The following is a 19,734-nucleotide window of genomic DNA, read 5'->3' on the forward strand; positions in this document are numbered from 1 at the left end:
CCCGACACCACAAGGCGCCGGATCATAAGATGCTCGCGTCCACTATATAGTTCTCAAACAACAACCCCATCACCCCACCACAACAACCCCACAGGAGGCCACCATGACGAAGCCAGGCCACAAGACAACCAAACCAACGGTTCATTGCCTCAAAACCCAACAGTGCACTTCATCCCCACACACCAGCACCCACACAGGACACCAGCACGCAAGCACACAACAAACCCCTCCACAAGAAGAAATCCATTGCCGCGAATATTGTATTCCACCCATGAGCAAACCACCCAGACAACACTCGTGCCCAGCATGGCCAACCAAACAGTTGAGCTCCTTAGAAAGGAGGTGATCCAGCCGCACCTTCCGGTACGGCTACCTTGTTACGACTTAGTCCCAATCGCCAGTCCCACCTTCGACGATTCCCCCCACAAAGGGTTAGGCCATCGGCTTCGGGTGTTACCAACTTTCGTGACTTGACGGGCGGTGTGTACAAGGCCCGGGAACGTATTCACCGCAGCGTTGCTGATCTGCGATTACTAGCGACTCCGACTTCATGGGGTCGAGTTGCAGACCCCAATCCGAACTGAGACCGGCTTTTTGGGATTAGCTCCACCTCACAGTATCGCAACCCATTGTACCGGCCATTGTAGCATGCGTGAAGCCCAAGACATAAGGGGCATGATGATTTGACGTCGTCCCCACCTTCCTCCGAGTTGACCCCGGCAGTCTCCTATGAGTCCCCACCATCACGTGCTGGCAACATAGAACGAGGGTTGCGCTCGTTGCGGGACTTAACCCAACATCTCACGACACGAGCTGACGACAACCATGCACCACCTGTACACCAGCCCCGAAGGGAAACCGTATCTCTACGGCGATCCAGTGTATGTCAAGCCTTGGTAAGGTTCTTCGCGTTGCATCGAATTAATCCGCATGCTCCGCCGCTTGTGCGGGCCCCCGTCAATTCCTTTGAGTTTTAGCCTTGCGGCCGTACTCCCCAGGCGGGGCACTTAATGCGTTAGCTACGGCGCGGAAAACGTGGAATGTCCCCCACACCTAGTGCCCAACGTTTACGGCATGGACTACCAGGGTATCTAATCCTGTTCGCTCCCCATGCTTTCGCTCCTCAGCGTCAGTAACAGCCCAGAGACCTGCCTTCGCCATCGGTGTTCCTCCTGATATCTGCGCATTTCACCGCTACACCAGGAATTCCAGTCTCCCCTACTGCACTCTAGCCTGCCCGTACCCACTGCACACCCGGGGTTGAGCCCCGGGCTTTCACAGCAGACGCGACAAACCGCCTACGAGCTCTTTACGCCCAATAATTCCGGACAACGCTTGCGCCCTACGTATTACCGCGGCTGCTGGCACGTAGTTAGCCGGCGCTTCTTCTGCAGGTACCGTCACTTTCGCTTCTTCCCTGCTGAAAGAGGTTTACAACCCGAAGGCCGTCATCCCTCACGCGGCGTCGCTGCATCAGGCTTGCGCCCATTGTGCAATATTCCCCACTGCTGCCTCCCGTAGGAGTCTGGGCCGTGTCTCAGTCCCAGTGTGGCCGGTCACCCTCTCAGGCCGGCTACCCGTCGTCGCCTTGGTAAGCCATTACCTCACCAACAAGCTGATAGGACGTGAGCCCATCAAGAACCAGTACAAACCCTTTCCACCAGCACCCCATGCGAGGACTGGTCGTATCCGGTATTAGACCCAGTTTCCCGGGCTTATCCCAGAGTTCAAGGAAGGTCACTCACGTATTACTCACCCGTTCGCCACTCATCCACCCAGTGCAAGCACCAGGCTTCAGCGTTCGACTTGCATGTGTTAAGCACGCCGCCAGCGTTCGTCCTGAGCCAGGATCAAACTCTCCGTTAAAAAACAAAAAGAAAAACCCGTGGCCCAACAAAATAAACCACGACGGACCATCATCACGGGGTGATGACACAAACATCCGCCGTGTCATGTTGAAACCAACAAGAATTCAAAAAATAAAAACTTCGGTACAACATTCAAACAAAGCACACTATTGAGTTCTCAAACAACAATCCCGTACTAGGAACTCGCATCAGGTATGTGATGTCCGCTCCCGCGGTTTGCTTGAACAACTTTACCGGCTGTTCATCGGCGAGTCAACTTGACGTTTCCGCTTTGTTCACTCAATTTTCGGCTCTTGAAGACCTAAGTCTCAAGGAGCCACAATCTACCAGTCTAGCTCACTCATCTCACTGAAGCAAGTCGGTGAGCTGGAGAATTTTTCCGGAGATTAGTCGCCACTGCCGGGTCGTGGACCCAGTCGCCGTGGCAACTCGCATTACTTTACATACGCTCACGGACCCCCGCAACTCGAGGGCCCGTGATGTGCATTACGCTCTTCGTGGTGCGGGGACAGACCCCTATCGTTGCCCCTCGGCTTGCCCCCGGAGGCGGGATACCTCATACAAAGCGATGCCCGCAGCCAACGATGCGTTGAGGGACTCCATCGACGAGTCAATCGGGATAGAAACTATTTGATCGCACTTCTCAGCCGTCAACCGGGACAGGCCCTTGCCTTCGGAACCCACGACGACGCAAAGAGGTTCGGTCGCCAGCCCGAGTGCCGGCAGTTGAACATCACCGTCGCCATCGAGGCCTACGACGAACACCCCCTGTTCTTTGAGCTGGTCAATCACACGGTTCAGGTTGGTTGCCTTGGCTACCGGAACTCGTGAGACCGCCCCCGCACTCGTCTTCCATGCTGAAGCCGTCACGCCGGCGGCTCGACGTTCCGGAACAATCACAGCTTGTCCCGAGAAGGCCGAAACGCTCCTGATGATCGCGCCCAAGTTACGCGGATCCGTGATTCCGTCCAAAGCAACGAACAGCGGAGGCTTCTCCATCTTGCCCGCGTGCCACTTCTCCAGAATCGAAGACGTGAGGTCGCCTGCGTCCGGGTATTTGTAGGGAGGGATCTGCAGAGCCACCCCTTGGTGAACGGCCCCTTCTGTCAACCGCTCGATCTCGCTCCGCGTGATCTCCAAAGCGGGAATGTCTCGGCGGGTGACGGTTGCGAGAATTTCCCGGATGCGGTCGTCGGCCTCGATATTGGCCATCACAAAGATGTGCTTGGCCGGAATATCAGTGCGCAGCGCTTCAAGGACGGCGTTGCGCCCCGTCACGAGTTCTTCGCTCGTGCGCCTTCCGCCAAGACGTTGCTGCCTCGCCGGCCCAGCGGAACGCTGGTGCCGGGCCGCAAGCTTCTTCGCCTTGTGAGCTTTGTGATAAGGACGGTCCTCCGCCTTGGGTGTCGGGCCCTTGCCCTCCAAAGATTTGCGCCCGTGGCCACCCGTGCCTTTGAGGGGGCCCTTTTTCTTCTTCCGGATTGCTCCGGGCCGGTTGTTTTCAGCCATGATGTGCCTTTCTGTGCTTGGCTCGGTCTCAGACCGACCAAGTCGTCCCGCTTTCGGAATCCTTGACGGTAATTCCGGCGGCGGCGAGTTCGTCTCTGATGTGATCTGCGCGGGCCCAATCCTTTGCGGCGCGCGCCTCGGCCCTCTGGGCCACAAGTGTTCGGATGAGTGAGTCGAGGGCTGAATGCTCCGCCCCTGAACCGCTCGGTGAAGCGAAGTCCATGAGAGGCGTCAGACCTAGCACATCCGTCATCGCTCGCACGGCGTCGGCTTCACGGGCGACGGCATCTTCCTTATGCTCCGCACGGGCCGCATTTCCGGACCGTACGTGTTCATGCAAAATGGCCAGGGCCTGCGGGATATTGAGGTCATCATCCATCGCGTCCGCGAATCCTTGCGGGACCTCACCATCGGGACGTCCGCCGCCTGCATGTGCGAGGAAAGTCTCCACGCGTTCCACCGCCACTTGGGCTTCATCCAACGAGGTAGGGCGATAATCCAGTATCGACCGATAGTGCGCTTGGCCCAAGTAGTACCTGACGACCAACGGACGCGCTGTTTCCAGCATCTCCTCGGGGGAGACGGTGTTGCCAATGGACTTGGACATTTTGTCGCCCTCGTAGGTCACCAGGCCGTTGTGCAGCCAGAAGTTCGCGAAGCCGAAACCTGCCGCGGTGGACTGCGCCAGTTCATTCTCGTGATGCGGGAAACGCAAGTCCAGCCCGCCCCCGTGAATATCGAAGCGTTCCCCCAAATACTTACCGGCCATCGCAGAGCACTCCAGGTGCCACCCTGGCCGTCCCCTCCCCCAGGGAGATTCCCACGAGGCCGTGAACGGCTCGCCATCCTTATGGCCCTTCCACAAAGCAAAGTCGCGAGGATCGCGCTTGCCCCTGGGATCGGCATCGGGGGCGGCTTGCATGTCATCGATGTTCTGACGGGTCAGTGAGCCGTAGGACTTCCATGACCGGACGTCGAAGTAGACATCTCCGGAATCGTCCAAAGCGGGATAGGCGTGTCCACGATCGATTAGCCGTTGGATGAGACGGAACATCTCCGGAATGTGCCCTGTCGCGCGCGGCTCGTAGGTCGGTTGGTCGATTGCGAGTGCCTGATACGCCGAAGCGAAGACCTTCTCGAATCGATAGGCCAGAGCCCACCACTCTTCTTCGGGATGCGAACCCGAATAACCCTGCTCAAAACTGGCCGCAGAATTGGCGAGGATCTTATCGTCAATATCCGTCACGTTACGGACCGTCGTGACCTTAAATCCCCGATACCGCAGCCAACGGCTGAGCTGATCAAAGACCAAAGCTGATCTGATGTGGCCGATATGAGGCATACCCTGCACCGTGGCGCCACAGTAGTAGAGACGCGCCTCCCCCGGGGAGACCGGCTCAAAATCTCGGACACTGGCCGTATCGGTACTGTAAAAACGCAAGCTCACGGGGCAATTCTAACGAGGATCATCAAGTACCGAGTCCAGGGCGCGATCAAAACGCGCCCTCGGCCGACCCGGAACTGCCGGGCGAGGACAAGATCAACGACAAAAGCGCGTCCCTCCTGGGTGGAGGAACGCGCATTCGTCGTGAACTCTTCGGCGCCTGAAGGCCCGCCTAGTCCTCGAGGATCTTGTCGAGCTGGGTCTCCGCTGCCTCTTCGTCGATGTCCCTCGCCAGGGCCACCTCGGAGGAGAGAATTTGCCGAGCTTTGGACAGCATGCGCTTCTCGCCCGCCGAAAGACCCTTTACTTGTTCGCGGCGCCACAGGTCGCGAACGACCTCGGCAACCTTGAGGACATCGCCGGAGGCGAGCTTCTCGGAGTTGGCCTTGAAACGGCGGGACCAGTTACTGGCTTCCTCGACGTCCTCGGCCTGAAGTACGTTGATGACCTCTTGGAGGCCCTTCTCATCAACGACGTCCCGGACGCCCACCATGTCGACGTTGTCCGCCGGAACCTCAATCGTCAGGTCACCCTGTGCGACCTGCAATTTGAGATACATCTTCTCTTCGCCCTTGACCATGCGAGTCTTGATCTCTTCGATCGTCGCCGCGCCGTGGTGAGGGTATACGACGGTTTCGCCAACCTCAAAAAGCATATGGATAAACCCCTTTCAGCCTACCCAGTTTACCACGGCCCATTTACACCAATGAGCCATGAGTTTCCTATAATGAAGCACTGGAAATTCTGAGGCTTTCGCCACCACCGCCAGTGGGGTGCATCCCTCTAAATCAAGGCACGGCCGCCCTATCGGCCAAGGCCACGGCTTCGGCGCGCCCGCCACGGGCCCCGTTGCCGACGAAGCGTCCACAAAAAGCGCTAAACTGACCAGGGAATGACTCTGCGGCGCTTTAATCGGGGCGTCGATCGATCCTCGCATCACCACACAAGGAGTGAGACGTGAAGTCTTTTGCTCGCCAGAACGTCAAGCGCGCCGGAGCAACGGTTGCCATTGCGGCGGCGGTTCTGTCCGCCACGGGCTGTGGCTACATTCACCAGCAGCCCACCACGATTCATTACGCCGCGTCCGACGGCGTTCATGCGAACGTGGCTGATGCAGAATTCCGGAACCTGATGGTCATAGCCAAGGACAAGGACTCCGCGGGCCGTCTGCTCGGAACCATCATCAACTCCTCGGACCAGGACATGGACGTCCGGATCGACACGGGCAACGCGACCGCTTCCGTCAGTGTTCCCGCCAACGGCAAGGTTCAGTTGGAACAGAAGGAAACCATCCTCGACCCCGTCAGCAAGGCTCCGGGTGAACTCCTCGACGGCACCAAGCTTTCGGTCGGATCGCAGAGCACCACCGCCAACGTTCCGGTTCTGGACGGCACGCTCGATGAGTACAAGGAATACATGCCGAACCTGGCCGAAACGCAGTCCTCGAGCAGCGCCTCGCCCAGCTCCAGCCAGTCTTCACAGGGCAGCTAAGACTCACGCATTCCGGAAGCGGACAGCCCCGCTCCGCATACACGAGGGCTCCCCGTTGCAGTGCAACGGGGAGCCCTCGTGTATGCCGGGGTCTTTACATCATGCCGGTGAAGGACCTGACCAGTTTCAGGGTTCGAATTTGTACCCGAGGCCGCGTACGGTCACGAGGTACCGAGGATGGGAAGGATCGGGTTCAATCTTGGACCGGAGCCTTTTGATGTGAACATCCAGTGTCTTGGTGTCGCCCACGTAGTCGCTGCCCCACACACGGTCGATGAGCTGACCACGGGTCAGAACACGGCCAGCGTTGCGCAACAGCATCTCGAGGAGTTCAAATTCTTTCAGAGGCATTGCGGTTTGTTGGCCGTTGACGCTGACCACATGCCGCTCGATGTCCATGCGCACGGGCCCGCCCTCGACCGTCGAGGTCACCAACTCCTCGGTCTCCGTTTGTCGCCGCAATACGGCGCGCACCCGGGCAACGAGTTCACGAGACGAATATGGCTTCGTCACATAATCGTCGGCACCGAGCTCGAGGCCGAGAACCTTATCGATTTCCGTGTCCTTCGCGGTCAACATGATGATCGGGACGTTGGAGCGTTGGCGCAATTGTTTGCACACTTCCGTCCCGGACTGACCCGGCAACATCAGGTCCAGAAGAACCAGATCGGCTCCTGCTCGATCGAATTCGGCGACGGCGTCGAGACCGTTGTCGATCACGGTCACCTCGAACCCCTCGCGCCCCAGTAAAAAGGCCAGAGGCTCGCTGAGGGCTTCCTCATCCTCGATAACCAAGAGTCGAGTCATGCTTGAGTATCCTCCTCGTCAAAACCGGTATCACCGGATCTATTCTTCCCCGCGCTATCTGCAGGGGTCTGATCCACCGCAATGATGGAAACGGGTTCTTGATCGCGGATCGGTCCGAGATCCGACTCGCTTTCGCGCAGGTCCTTCTCGGTTGCCTCGTCCAGCTCCGGGAGGCTCACCGTAAAGGTCGATCCCTGTCCCGGCGTAGACCACACAGAGATTTCTCCGCCGTGCTGAGCCATCACGTGTTTCACGATCGACAGCCCCAAACCGGTACCACCCGTCTGCCGTGAGCGAGCGGCGTCGACCCGGTAAAAGCGTTCGAATATGCGGTCTTGCTCTTCTTCGGGAATACCCGGACCCTGATCCTTGACGGACACCGAAGCCGTGCCGTTCTTGGATCGGATTCCCACTCCGATGCGGGTATTCTCCGGCGAATAGCGAATTGCATTGTCGATGAGATTCCGCAAGGCGGTCATGAGCAACTCCGGGTCGCCGTGAATCGGCCGGGTAGCCGTACCTCCGACACGAATCGAGATGTTCTTGTTCTCGGCGGTGAGCTTGTTTCGATCCGCTGCTTCATGCACCAGCTGGTTGAGATCGATGATCTTTCCCTTTTGCACGATATCCGTGCCCTGCAACCGCGAGAGTTCGATGATGTCGTGAACCAGCGCGGTCAATCGCGCCGCTTCCTTATGGAGTCTCCGGGTGAAATGCCGCACCGCCTCCGGGTCCTCGGAGGACCCTTCGATCGCTTCAGCCAGCAAACGGACGGCACCGACCGGGGTCTTGAGCTCATGTGACACGTTCGCCACAAAGTCTGTTCGGATCGCCTGTGCACGGGTGATCTCGGTGCGGTCATCCGCGAGCATCAAAATGTATTCGTCTGCCACGGGTGCTATGCGGACATTCAGCACGAGGACTCCGCGCCCCATGGGGCCACGAGAAATCTCTACGGTCTTCTCGATAATCACCCCGTCGCGCCGTACCTGACGGATCAATTCGAGCAATTCGGGTTGAGCCAGACTGTGTCCGCGTACCAGGCCGTAGGCATAAGACCCCTGGGACGCGCGTACGACGCCGTCCACCGCGTCGACGAGTACGTACGCCTGCCCGACGACAGCCAGTACCTGAGCGGCACCATCGCTTATAGTTGGTTCGTCGACCACGGCCCACTCGGCACGCTGGCGATCGCTTCGGCGCAGGGCGAAGTGGCTGACCAAACCAAGCGCCAACCCGATCAGGCCCCACATGAAGGCTAAAGCGACAGAACTCACCTGTACAGCTTAGGCATAAGTATCAACTGAATTGATCCAAATAGTGCCTTGCGCCCCCGGGTTCAACTAAGGTTCACCCAAGACGGGGATCGCGTTTACGCGCGATTGAGACTCTAAGGTAGTAGATCCGTGTTGTCAGGAAAGGACCGTTAATCGTGCGCAAAGTTTTTCAGGCCGAGCTCCAACAAGTGGGCGACGACCTCGTCGAAATCGCGACCCTCGTGGAGGCTGCGTTCGACCGCGCATCTGACTCGTTATTGAACGCAGACATTCAGCAGGCCGAAGAGGTCATCTCGAATGACGCGCGCATTGACTTCCTGCAGAACCAGCTCGACGAGCGTTCCATTGATCTCCTCGCTCTCCAAGGCCCCGTCGCCTCGGACCTTCGCATGATCGTGGGAGCTCTTCGCATGAGTGCCTCGCTCGAACGAGCCGGAGACCTCGCCCGCCACGTCGCACAGGTCACGCGGCTCCGGTATCCCGAAGCCGCCGTCCCGGAAGACCTCCTCCCGACCTTCCAGGAAATCATTGACAACGACAAGACGATCATCAAGAACGTTATCCAATTGCTAGAAACCCGCGAGTTGGGCTACGCCGACGAGATCTACACGGCCAAAGGCCGCATCAATGTGCTGCACGAATCGGTTTTCTCCCACATTGCGGGCGCCGAATGGGGCTCCAATGCACAGACCACGATCGATATGACCTTGGTTTCCCGTTACATGGAGCGCTTCGGCGACCACGGCGTTTCGGTCGCTCGCAAAGTCACATACTTGGTCACCGGCGAGTGGGACTCCGCGCCGACGGCCAGCCAGTCATAAAGGCTTAGTCAAAAAGACAGCTCCCGGCCGCGGAGACGACGTCGTCGGCGCGAGCTTGTGACGGATCCGGTCCGTACCCTTGAGCTCAATGAAGCCGCCCCGCGAGGTACCTCGCGGGGCGGCTTCATTGCTGAGTAAGACCAGGCCTTATTTCTTGCCTTGATTGGCAACGGCCTGGATCGCGTCGGCAGCGGCGTCGGGATCCAGGTACTCACCGGCCTTGATCGGTTTGAAGTTCTCGTCGAGCTCGTAATAGAGCGGGATCCCGGTCGGAATGTTCAGCCCGGAAATCTCGTCGTCGGCGATGTTGTCCAAGTGCTTGACCAACGCGCGGAGCGAATTGCCGTGCGCGGCCACCAGGACGGTTTTGCCTGCGGCCAGGTCAGGTTTGATGCCCTCGTCCCAGTACGGAAGCATGCGCTCGAGAACATCCTTGAGACATTCGGTTCGGGGGGCGTCCTCAACATCCGCGTACCGCGGATCATGAGCTTGGGAGAACTCTGAGTCATCTTCCAAGGGAGGCGGTGGCACGTCGTACGAGCGGCGCCACTGCATGAACTGGTCCTCGCCGTATTTCTCCCGGACCTCGGCCTTGTCCTTGCCTTGGAGGTCTCCGTAGTGGCGCTCGTTGAGACGCCAACTGCGCTTGACGGGGATCCAAAGGCGATCGGCCTCGTCCAGCGCGATGTTCGCGGTGTTCATGGCACGGCGCAAGAGGGAGGTATGAACGATCTCCGGAAGGATTCCCCTTTCCTTGAGCAAGGCGCCGCCTCGCGCGGCTTCTTCCTTGCCCTGGTCGGAGAGGGGCACGTCAACCCATCCGGTGAACAGGTTCTCTTTGTTCCATTCGCTCTGCCCGTGACGGAGCAAAACAAGTTTGTAAGTTTCAGCCATAGCCCCATTGTTCCACTTTCCGAGGAGCATTCGGGAAGCATTCCACAGAAAACACACATGCCCCGGGCGAACCCGGGGCATGTGGACGACCGCGCATGCGGCAGAGAAGATTGAGCGCTATTTCCTCGTGCGAACGGCCGGCCTGACGTCGGCGAGGAACACGCCCACGGCAGAGGCCGCAATCAGCTGGATGAACAGACTCGAAGAGCCTCCTCGCCACGCCCCGAGCATCGAAATCACGGCACCCAGAAGGCACGCAGCCGTGACCAGGACCCAGAATTTCTTGGTGCGTTTGAAAGCGGATTGATAAGCGTAGTCGCTGGCCCCCACCGCGGAAATAAAGGCCCACAGGGCGAGCAGGAATAGAATCAGGCCGAGCGCGAGGTCGATAATGCGCTCGAGGTTCAGCACTACGGTCAAGATCGTCATATGACTACCCTATCGTTTCTGAACAAGCTCAAGTGCTTGCTGGAGATCGCTCCACAAGTCCTCGACGTCCTCGATGCCCACCGACAGGCGGAGCAATGACTCACTGACGCTCTGCGCCTCGTTGGAGTGTCGGCGACGACGCTCGATCAACGATTCCACGCCGCCCAACGACGTCGCCGGAGTCCAGAGGTTCAGGGCATCGACCACGCGCTCAGCAGTTTCCGCATCGGCGTCGAGAGTGACTGAGAGGACCGAACCGAAATTGCTCATCTGTGCTTTGGCGCGCTCGTGTCCTCGATCGGTCGGAAGCCCCGGGTAGCGCACTTCGGCGGCCGCGGGATGCTCGCTGAGGCGTTCGGCCAGAATCTGTGCCGATGAGGACGACTGTTTGATGCGCAAGGACAGAGTCCTCAGTCCTCGCAGACCCAACCACGCTTCGACCGGTCCGGCGATCGCCCCGGACAGCGAGCGCTCGGCCAGAGTGGATTTCCTCAGCTGCGGGTCGCGAGTGACGACGGCGCCCAGGATCACGTCAGAGTGTCCAGCCAGGTATTTGGTTGCGGAATGCACGACGAAGTCCGCTCCCCATTCAAGAGGGCGTTGCACCAACGGCGTTGCGAACGTGTTGTCCACTGCGGTCCGGACTCCCAACCCGCGAGCCACGGCGAGTAGCGTCGGCAGATCAGCGACCTCGAGCATGGGGTTGGTGGGGCTTTCCAACCACAACAACACATACGGAGCTTCGGCGCCCTGAGACGGTTCGGGAAGAGAGCGGGCCTGCTGAGTCAGTACCTCGATGACGTGATCGGTGTCTTCGATCGGAACCTCGACGAGCGTGCAAACCCCGCGTTGCTCCATCTGCCGCACCAACGACATGGAACCCAGGTACGTATGCTCCGGCATGACGATGACGGATCCGACCGGGACCTGGCCGACGACCGCTGCGACCGCGGCCATTCCGGAACCGAAGAGAAGAGCAGGCAATTCCGAGCCTTCGAGTGAGGAAAGCACCCCTTCGAAGTCCTCCCACGTCGGGTTCGTGAACCGCCCGTACGCTCGGTCCTCGGGCAGGATGGGGCCTGCCCCGTGAAATGTGGAGGACAGGACGATCGGCGAGTTGACGGGTGCGTCATGTTCTGAGGCAGGGCGTCCTGCCGAGACCACCAGAGTTTCCCGCGACCACGGGGAAGATGCTTCCGTGCCTTCACGCTCGGCGCGGCGCTCTTCCGCAATAATCTCCTCGGGCTCGTGCCCCTTGCGTCCGTGGATATCCGAAGAATCTAGCTGCATAATCCACAGGCTACCCGGAGCACCGCGGCAATCCCCGCTGGGCGCCCATATGCCTCCAATGATTTCGATAGGCTACGAGAGTGACTTCAGAGCTCCATTACTCCCCGGCAACCAACGCTCCCCCACGTCCCGGCGTTTTCATCGTCTTCGAGGGCGGAGACGGCAGCGGGAAGTCGACCCAAGCCCGGATCCTGGAGACGCGGATTCGTGAGGAAATCAAGTGCGAGGTGCTCCTCACGCGTGAGCCCGGAGGCACAGAAATCGGCGAGAGGATTCGGTCCTTGGTCCTGGAACAGGGTCAGGGGCAGATAGATGCCCGCACCGAAGCCCTTCTGTACGCGGCCTCCAGGTCAGCGCACACGCATCAGGTCATTGCCCCGGCGCTCGAGCGTGGCGCGATCGTCGTCTGTGATCGTTACATCGACTCCTCGGCCGCATACCAGGGGGCCGGTCGCGGACTCGGCGAACGCCCCGTCACCGAACTTTCCCGGTGGGCCACCGAAAACCTTCTTCCCGACCTCACGATATTTCTTTCGCTCGGGGTCTCGGACGCCCGCCGGCGAGTCACGTCGCGTGGAGCGGCCGACCGGCTGGAGGCAGAACCGGACTCATTCCATGCCCGGGTCCGCGATTCCTTTCACGCGTTGGCGCAGAGCACCGATTCCGCTCGCGTCACAGTCAACGGCGGAGGAGAGATCGACGACGTCGCCGACCGGGTGTGGAACGCCGTCGCACCAGTACTGACGGCGGGTGAGCCGCGATGAGCGTGTGGGACCAGTTGGTCGGACAGGGCCAGGCAGTTCAGCAATTGCGCCGGGCAGCATCTTCTGAGCAACCGCCGCATGCCTGGTTGTTCACGGGGCCTCCCGGCTCCGGCCGATCCATTGCGGCGAGGTCCCTCGCGGCCGCTTTGCTCTGCGAGAAGCCGGATCCTGCCGAGCGCGGCTGCGGCGAATGCAAATCCTGCCGCACCGCCATGACTGGTGCACATGCGGACGTCACCAGCTTCGCAACCGAAAACGTCAGCATCAAGATCGAAGAAGCACGCGACCTCGTGGTCAAGGCTCAGGACCGTCCTTCGGTGGGTCGCTGGCGGATCATGATCGTCGAAGACGCGGACCGCATGCCCGAACGCACCTCGAACGTGCTCCTCAAGGCCGTTGAGGAACCGCCGCCCCACACCATCTGGTTGCTCTGCGCACCGAGCCCTATCGACGTCTTGGTCACGATCCGTTCGAGGTGCCGCGCAATCACGCTCAAGGTTCCCGCGACCGAGGAGGTCGCAGGGCTCTTGTCTCTCCGGGATAACGTGGATCCGGAGACCGCGCAGCAAGCGGCACGCCTGGCTCAAGGACATATTGGAATCGCCCGGCGGCTGGCGTTGTACCCGGAAGCCAAAGCCCGTCGTGAGGACGTGGTTCGACTCCCCCTGGGGTTGGCGGGCATCAGCTCGGCGGTTGCCGCTGCGGATCGTCTGATTTCAACGGCCGAGGCAGAGGCATCCGCCGATGCCGACGAGCGCAATGACCAAGAAAAAGCAGACCTCTTGATCACCCTCGGTGCCCCCGAATCGGGCCGGATCCCGCCGACCATCAAAGCCGCCGTACGCCGTCTGAAAGAAGATCAGAAGCGCCGAGCCAAGCGCATACAGGTAGACACCTTGGATCGTTTTCTCATTGATCTGTCGACCTTTTACCGAGATGTGCTGACGCTTCAGCTCAAAACGGGATCGCAACTGATCAATCACCATTTAGAACGCGAGCTGACCGATTATGCGGTCAATTCGAGCGCGGAACGAACCCTCGAACAGATCGACACGATCAATCTCACACGGCGCCGGATTTCCACGAACGTCAGCCCGCGATTGGCCTTCGAAGCGATGGCGGCCAGCTTGATACTGCGCCACTGAACCTGCTGGCCCAAAGATCTTCGTTTTCATCTCCCGCCAAACGGCCCCATGCCTCAGAGAGGCGTGGGGCCGAAGCTGGAGGAGTTCTCCATAGTTCAGTTTCGGAAGCCGTGGACGGGCGACGGAATATAGCCCGCCCTCTTGACGAATACCTCTGATGAGCCCTGATGCGCAGGCATAACGGGTGCCCGCCCCAGCAGACCGCCGAATTCGACGATGTCGCCTACACCCAATCCGACAGCGGGGATCACCCGGACCGCCGTGGTTTTGTGGTTCATGACTCCAATGGCCGCCTCGTCCGCGATCATCGCCGACAGCGTCGCAGCGGTCGTATCACCGGGGACGGCCACCATGTCCAGCCCGACGGAGCAGATCGCGGTCATAGCCTCGAGCTTGTCGAGTGTGATGTCACCGGAAGCCGCCGCCTCGATCATCCCGATATCTTCTGAAATCGGGATGAACGAACCGGACAGGCCACCGACACGCGAGCAAGCCATCAGCCCGCCCTTCTTCATGGCATCGTTGAGCAACGCCAGGGCTGCGGTGGTTCCGTGAGTTCCCACGACTTCAAGTCCCATTTCTTCCAGGACACGCGCCACTGAGTCCCCGACCTCGGCCGTGGGGGCCAAGGACAAATCAACGATGCCGAAGGAGACACCAAGACGTTCCGCGGCCAAGTTGCCCACCAGCTGGCCGACACGCGTGATCTTGAAAGCGGCCTTCTTGATGGTCTCCGCACACGCATTCAATGACGCGCCGGGAACCTTCTCGAGCGCGCGTTTGACGACGCCAGGACCGGAGACACCCACGCTGACGACGCAGTCGGCCTCTTGTACGCCGTGGAATGCCCCGGCCATGAATGGGTTGTCCGATACGGCATTCGCGAAGACAACCAGTTTGGCGCAGCCGAAACCATGGGCATCCGCGGTGAGGTCCGCGGTCTGGCGGACAACCCGTCCCATGTCCTGGACGGCATCCATGTTGATGCCGGCCCGCGACGATCCGATATTGACGGATGAACACACGACATCCGTCTCCGCGAGCGCCTGCGGTATCGAGGCCATGAGCCTCCGGTCGGCTTCAGTCTGGCCTTTGTCGACCAGAGCCGAGAATCCTCCGATGAAATCGACCCCTACCGCACGGGCCGCCCGGTCGAGGGTGCGCGCGTAGTCGAAGTACTCGGTGTCACCCGAGGCCCCAGCTACGATCGCGATGGGGGTCACCGCGATGCGCTTGTTGATGATCGGGATGCCCAGCTCGGCCTCGATCCCCTGAGCGACGCGTACGAGGTCCTTGGCCCGGCCGGTGATCTTGTCGTAGATCTTTTGGCGGGCTCTCGCCCCGTCCGAATCGATGCAGTCGAGCAGAGAGATGCCCATGGTGACCGTCCGGATGTCGAGTTTGTCCTCCTCGATCATCTGGATGGTTTCAAGAATATTTGCGTTGGTATCGATCATGCTCGGGCGCCCTAAAGTGTGTGCATCGCGTCGAATATGGCCTCGGACTGGATCCTGACCTCGACGCGAGCCGCCTGCCCTATAGGCTTCATGGCTGCTTGGATGTCCTCGATGGTCTGTTGAGTCTCGTCGAACTCACCCTGCATGATCATGGTGAAATAACCCTCCATGAGGGTCTGGGAGACGTTGAGGATGTTCACGTGACGATCGGCCAATCCCGTGGAGACGGCGGCAATGATGCCTTCGTGGTCCAGGCCCGTCACGGTGAGAATTATTTTCATGGTGCTCTTTCTGAGTGATCGCGGATTGCCGGAGGTCTGCGCGGCCCCGGACAGCTCGGTCGGCTCGAGCGGGCCAGTTCATTAAATCACTCAGAGAGAGCCTGTTCAGGGTTTTTCTCTGGCGCTCGTGGCACCGCCAGCGGGCCGCTGCCGTCCGAGCCGCACTCCTTTTTCACGCTTGAGCTGCCGCTTTTGCTCCGAGGAGGGGCCCACGGCTCCGGCCGGAGCATCGTCCGGGTCCGGGCCATACGTCTTACGCAGCGAATAACGTCCGTCTTCGTGAACGGAGTCCCCGATCCGGCGCAAGTCGTTGGGCTTGCCCCTGGAATCGAAGGCCACTCCGATCCACCGCGAGCGGGGGTCCGAGTCGATGAACATCGCTTTGAAGAACAAAGTCAGGGGCACAGCGAGGATCGCGCCGAGAGGGCCCACGATTGCCGCCCAGAAGATCAAGGAAACGAACGTTACGGTGGTGTTGAGCCCGACGGCGTCCCCCGTAACTTTGGGCTGGATCACGGACTGGGCCACGAAATTGATGACCGAGTACAGCACGACAACCCAGATCGCCGTGGCCGGTCCGCCGGCGAGAAGCCCTAGGAGGGCCGGAGGAATCAAGCCGATGACGAACCCGATGTTCGGGATGTAGTTGGTGACGAACGAGAAAACGCCCCAGGTAAAGGCCAACGGAACGCCCAGAAGCATCAGGGCAACGGTGTCCAAGACCGCGACAATCGCGCCGAATACCGTATTGACTACCCAGTATTTCGAGGTTCGGTGGCTGAAGTCCGCGTATGCCTCCCCCAGGCCCGGCTTGGCTTTACTGATTTCCGAGCGACGGCCGGGGATGATCGTGGCGTCGATGAAGAGAAAGGCCATGACCATCACGAGCACGAAGAGCTGGGACCCGGCCGAAGAAAGCCCGCTCAGAATCGTGGTGGCCGCGCTGATGATGCGGCTGGGCTGCAGGTACTCCAGCAGCGAGTCTCCGACGTCGGTCTCGCTGAGACCATAGTCGCTCAGCCAGTGCCTCGCTTCCTGATAAAGAGCAGCAAATTTACCGCTGTAACTGGGCAAAGTCTCCGCCAGTTGGACAACAGAGACGACCATCGATCCGATGATGGCCAGAAGTATGGCATAGAGGAAAAGGGCAACCAAGAGCGTCGCCAGCCAGCGAGGAACCTTGCGGTCGGCGAGCCACAGACGCATAGGCCGTACGGCAACAACCAATGAGTATGCAAGGAACATCGGCCCGAAAATGTCCGAGATAAATTTGAGCCCACCCATGAATACGACGAGGGCTGCGAGCGCAACCAGCCCTACGACGCCCAGAGGTAAGCCTGCGCCGCGTCGCGACTGCTGATCCTGATGACTCATCGCAGTGGGAGTCTCCGTTTCTCTTCTACCCGTTCGGTGGTTGACCCGGTGCACGGGCTTGAACTGGCTGTCCACCGGTTTTGATCAGTGATTAGACGCAGGTCGCAACGTATGCACGGCCGTTGCCCGTCAATTCAAGCGTGTCTTCAGAGCCAACATGCAACACGGATTCCGTCCCGCGCAGCCTGAAGTTTTCTCCGGCTCCCGAAATGCCGATCTCGCCGTCTATGCACAAGATCGCGGCAAGACCATCGCATGGGTACTCTACGGGCACGTCCTGTGCAACCTCGATCTGGGCAACGCTCAACCGAGGGTCCCACAATTCATAGCGAGCGACCCCAGGCATTTGCTTCTTCGGCAGTCGGAGTTCCGGAGCGGGCTGGTCCTCAATGAGGACCGACAGCATTTCCTTGACGTCGATGTGCTTGGCTGTAAGTCCGGCGCGCATCACGTTGTCGGACGGGTTCATGATCTCGATCGCGGTGCCCTGGAGATAAGCGTGTACTTGTCCGTGCGGGGTATACGCGGATTCTCCAGGCTTGAGGAAAAGCTGGTTCATGGCCACAGCTACGAGCAGTCCACGGTCCCCCGGATAGGCGTCATGCACCAGGAGGATGAGGTCGGCCAGGGCATCGAGCTCGAATCCGGGTTGCTCGCGGCGCTCGGCGGCGCCCTCCTCTTCAAACGGGTGCGCGAGGCTCCAATCCATCGCTGCATTCACGGTGGCCTCCAAAGCGACCGAAGAGCTCGTCTCATCCTTGGCGAAAATGGCCGTGATGATGTCGGCGGCGTTGTAATCGGCCATTTCCGCAAGCCACGTTAGGTTCAGTTTTTTTGCGATGTCCTTGAGCTCAAGCGCGGGACGGATACCCGTGAGGATTCGAAGTGGCGAATACGCGATGACCGTCTCCGGTTTGGATTGGCGATCCTTGTAATTGCGCTCTTGCGCATTCAGCGCGACGCCGGCCTGCTCTTCTCGTTCATACCCTTCGGCAGCCTGCGCTTCGGAAGGGTGCACCTGCAACGACAGCGGCGACTCGATGGCGAGGATCTTGAAGAGAAACGGGAATTCGTCCGTACCGCTCGGAAGCAGCCCCTCGGGATCCTCGCTGCAAAGTTCAGCGAGAGAGCGCTCCCCTTGGGGGGTCTGGATCCTGGACGGCGCTTTCGGGTGAGCACCGATCCACAGCTCCGCTTCGGGCTCGGCGGCAGGACATTCTGCGCCACGGAGCTTCGGAAGCGTGTCCCGAGTCCCCCAGGCGTAATTCTGGATTGGATTTACCATCTTCAATAGCTGCCCCATAGTCATCAATCCAACCACACGTCTTCTCGAGCGCGCAGTAGCCGTGGGCGGGTATGAGGGCGGTCACGATCGTGCACGGCAGGTTTTCAAAGCGCGGCACCGTAGAATCTCAGCGTGAGCATTAACCTAGAAGAGTCATTCAAGGCCTACGACGTCCGCGGAATCGTGGGTGAGAGCATAACCCGCGAGACCGTTCGAGCAACGGGAGCGGCTTTCGTCGATGTTCTTGGCCTAACCGGAAAAACCGTCCTGGTCGGCGGAGACATGCGTCCTTCCTCCCCCGAATTCATAGACGAGTTCGCAGCGGGAGTGACGATGCGGGGAGCCGATGTTCTGAAGATCGGTCTGATCTCCACGGATGAGCTTTATTTTGCGTGTGGCGTTTTCGACGCCCCGGGCGTTACCTTCACGGCTTCACACAATCCCGCCGAGTACAACGGCATGAAAATGGCCAAGGCCGGGGCGGTCCCGATCTCCTCCGAAACCGGATTGTTTGAGATCCGTGATGCGGCCCAGAAGTACTTGAGCGAGGGCGTGATCTCGGTCGAGAAGACGGGGTCCGTGAAGGAGCGCGACATCCTCGCGGACTACGCAAAGTACCTCCGTGATTTGGTGGATCTCGCCGGAATTCGCAGATTGAAGGTCGTGGTCGATGCGGGCAACGGGATGGCCGGAAAAACCACGCCTGCCGTCCTCGGCGACTCGGTGCTGGACGCGTTGCCGCTGGACATCAGCCCGTTGTACTTCGAGCTCGACGGTACCTTCCCCAACCACCCAGCCAATCCACTCGAGCCGGCCAATCTGCGCGATCTGCAGGCCGCCGTGGTCGAGCAGGGCGCAGACATCGGGCTGGCTTTCGACGGAGATGCAGACCGTTGTTTCGTCATCGACGAGAAGGGGCAACCGGTGACCCCCTCCGCGATTGCCGCGCTGGTTGCCGAGCGCGAGATTGACCGTGCGAACGCCGACGGGAATTCCGAACCGGTCATCATCTACAACCTGATCACCTCGAAAGCCGTGCCGGAGCTCGTCGAGGCGAAAGGTGGCCGTCCCGTCAAAACGCGCGTGGGCCATTCCTTCATCAAAGGCGTTATGGCCAGCCAAAAGGGGGTCTTCGGTGGTGAGCACTCGGCTCACTATTACTTCAAAGACTTCTTCAACGCCGACACCGGCATGCTCGCAGCAATGCACGTGCTGGCTGCGCTGGGGACGCAGGACCAGCCACTATCCGAGCTGGCTGAGAAGTACGCACCTTATGTGGCTTCCGGGGAGATCAACTCAAAGATCGAAGACAAGACGGCCGCAGTCCAGCGGGTTCGTGAGGCTCTGTCGGATCAGCCGGTAGACGTCGATGAGATGGACGGCACGACTTTCACCCATCGGTCCGAAGGATGGTGGTTCAACCTCCGCCCTTCGAACACCGAGCCGTTCCTGCGCCTGAACGTCGAGGCACCGGATCAGGCCACGATGGAGCGTGTCCGGGATTTCGCTCTGAACCTGGTTCGGCAGTAGCCGACCAACCCGTCCAGTCCACTCGATCGAGGCCCCGACGCGGACTATCGCCGGTAGACAGCGAACGA

General features: G+C 59.9%; 17 protein-coding genes and 1 rRNA gene. 5 read left to right on the plus strand and 13 right to left on the minus strand.

Annotation, left to right across the window (positions count from 1 at the left end):
* Positions 1 to 335 precede the first annotated feature (335 nt).
* The 4 genes from sake_RS10810 to sake_RS10825 form a co-directional block, all read right to left on the minus strand.
* Positions 336 to 1,866, minus strand: a 16S ribosomal RNA gene (locus sake_RS10810).
* A gap of 518 nt (positions 1,867 to 2,384) precedes the next feature.
* The gene (rlmB, locus tag sake_RS10815; RefSeq protein WP_178946026.1) at positions 2,385 to 3,377 is read right to left on the minus strand and encodes a 23S rRNA (guanosine(2251)-2'-O)-methyltransferase RlmB; all 993 of its coding nucleotides are present in this window, start codon (positions 3,375 to 3,377) and stop codon (positions 2,385 to 2,387) included.
* Between the two features lie 28 nt (positions 3,378 to 3,405).
* Complete coding sequence (gene cysS / locus sake_RS10820) at positions 3,406 to 4,824, minus strand: cysteine--tRNA ligase (RefSeq protein WP_178946027.1); 1,419 nt, start codon at positions 4,822 to 4,824, stop codon at positions 3,406 to 3,408.
* A gap of 169 nt (positions 4,825 to 4,993) precedes the next feature.
* Positions 4,994 to 5,476 (minus strand): CarD family transcriptional regulator, encoded by a 483-nt coding sequence (locus tag sake_RS10825; RefSeq protein ID WP_129360514.1) that lies wholly within the window; start codon positions 5,474 to 5,476, stop codon positions 4,994 to 4,996.
* Between the two features lie 302 nt (positions 5,477 to 5,778).
* Here sake_RS10825 and sake_RS10830 point away from each other — a divergent pair, with 302 nt between their 5' ends.
* A complete protein-coding gene (locus tag sake_RS10830; protein WP_129360513.1) occupies positions 5,779 to 6,312 on the plus strand; it encodes a hypothetical protein in 534 nt (177 codons plus the stop codon).
* 126 nt (positions 6,313 to 6,438) lie between these two features.
* On the opposite strand, the gene sake_RS10835 is transcribed toward sake_RS10830, so the two are convergent.
* Together sake_RS10835 and sake_RS10840 are read right to left on the minus strand one after the other, a co-directional pair.
* On the minus strand, positions 6,439 to 7,119 hold the full coding sequence (locus sake_RS10835; RefSeq protein WP_129360512.1) for a response regulator transcription factor: 681 nt from the start codon (positions 7,117 to 7,119) through the stop codon (positions 6,439 to 6,441).
* A complete protein-coding gene (locus sake_RS10840; protein ID WP_129360511.1) occupies positions 7,116 to 8,396 on the minus strand; it encodes a cell wall metabolism sensor histidine kinase WalK in 1,281 nt (426 codons plus the stop codon). Before sake_RS10840 ends, sake_RS10835 begins: the two co-directional genes overlap by 4 nt.
* Before the next feature lie 155 nt (positions 8,397 to 8,551).
* On the opposite strand from sake_RS10840, the gene phoU reads away from it, so the two are divergent.
* Complete coding sequence (gene phoU / locus sake_RS10845) at positions 8,552 to 9,217, plus strand: phosphate signaling complex protein PhoU (protein WP_129360510.1); 666 nt, start codon at positions 8,552 to 8,554, stop codon at positions 9,215 to 9,217.
* 147 nt (positions 9,218 to 9,364) lie between these two features.
* Here the strand turns inward: phoU and sake_RS10850 are convergent, their stop codons facing one another.
* The 3 genes from sake_RS10850 to sake_RS10860 form a co-directional block, all read right to left on the minus strand.
* Positions 9,365 to 10,111: a phosphoglyceromutase gene (locus tag sake_RS10850; protein WP_129360509.1), complete on the minus strand. Its 747-nt coding sequence runs from the start codon at positions 10,109 to 10,111 to the stop codon at positions 9,365 to 9,367.
* A gap of 117 nt (positions 10,112 to 10,228) precedes the next feature.
* Complete coding sequence (locus tag sake_RS10855) at positions 10,229 to 10,540, minus strand: DUF2516 family protein (protein WP_129360508.1); 312 nt, start codon at positions 10,538 to 10,540, stop codon at positions 10,229 to 10,231.
* Positions 10,541 to 10,549: 9 nt separating this feature from the next.
* On the minus strand, positions 10,550 to 11,830 hold the full coding sequence (locus sake_RS10860) for a PLP-dependent aspartate aminotransferase family protein (RefSeq protein ID WP_178946028.1): 1,281 nt from the start codon (positions 11,828 to 11,830) through the stop codon (positions 10,550 to 10,552).
* An 80-nt stretch (positions 11,831 to 11,910) separates the two neighbouring features.
* On the opposite strand from sake_RS10860, the gene tmk reads away from it, so the two are divergent.
* Positions 11,911 to 12,594 carry a dTMP kinase gene (gene tmk / locus sake_RS10865; RefSeq protein WP_178946029.1) on the plus strand — a complete coding sequence of 228 codons (684 nt, stop codon included), beginning with the start codon at positions 11,911 to 11,913 and terminating at the stop codon, positions 12,592 to 12,594.
* Complete coding sequence (locus tag sake_RS10870; protein WP_178946030.1) at positions 12,591 to 13,739, plus strand: DNA polymerase III subunit delta'; 1,149 nt, start codon at positions 12,591 to 12,593, stop codon at positions 13,737 to 13,739. The genes tmk and sake_RS10870 overlap by 4 nt, the downstream gene beginning before the upstream one ends.
* A gap of 95 nt (positions 13,740 to 13,834) precedes the next feature.
* Here the strand turns inward: sake_RS10870 and sake_RS10875 are convergent, their stop codons facing one another.
* From sake_RS10875 to manA, 4 genes are all read right to left on the minus strand, one after another.
* The gene (locus sake_RS10875; RefSeq protein ID WP_129360504.1) at positions 13,835 to 15,196 is read right to left on the minus strand and encodes a PFL family protein; all 1,362 of its coding nucleotides are present in this window, start codon (positions 15,194 to 15,196) and stop codon (positions 13,835 to 13,837) included.
* 11 nt (positions 15,197 to 15,207) lie between these two features.
* Positions 15,208 to 15,477 carry an ACT domain-containing protein gene (locus sake_RS10880; RefSeq protein ID WP_129360503.1) on the minus strand — a complete coding sequence of 90 codons (270 nt, stop codon included), beginning with the start codon at positions 15,475 to 15,477 and terminating at the stop codon, positions 15,208 to 15,210.
* A gap of 105 nt (positions 15,478 to 15,582) precedes the next feature.
* On the minus strand, positions 15,583 to 16,851 hold the full coding sequence (locus sake_RS10885) for an AI-2E family transporter (RefSeq protein ID WP_129360502.1): 1,269 nt from the start codon (positions 16,849 to 16,851) through the stop codon (positions 15,583 to 15,585).
* A 91-nt stretch (positions 16,852 to 16,942) separates the two neighbouring features.
* Positions 16,943 to 18,136, minus strand: coding sequence for a mannose-6-phosphate isomerase, class I (manA, locus tag sake_RS10890; RefSeq protein WP_178946031.1), 1,194 nt, complete (start codon positions 18,134 to 18,136; stop codon positions 16,943 to 16,945).
* Positions 18,137 to 18,268: 132 nt separating this feature from the next.
* Between manA and sake_RS10895 the strand changes: the two genes are divergently transcribed.
* Positions 18,269 to 19,666 carry a phosphomannomutase/phosphoglucomutase gene (locus sake_RS10895; protein WP_129360500.1) on the plus strand — a complete coding sequence of 466 codons (1,398 nt, stop codon included), beginning with the start codon at positions 18,269 to 18,271 and terminating at the stop codon, positions 19,664 to 19,666.
* Positions 19,667 to 19,734 lie beyond the last annotated feature (68 nt).

It is taken from the genome of Kocuria sp. TGY1127_2 (assembly GCF_013394385.1).
In the GTDB taxonomy this organism is placed as follows: domain Bacteria; phylum Actinomycetota; class Actinomycetes; order Actinomycetales; family Micrococcaceae; genus Rothia.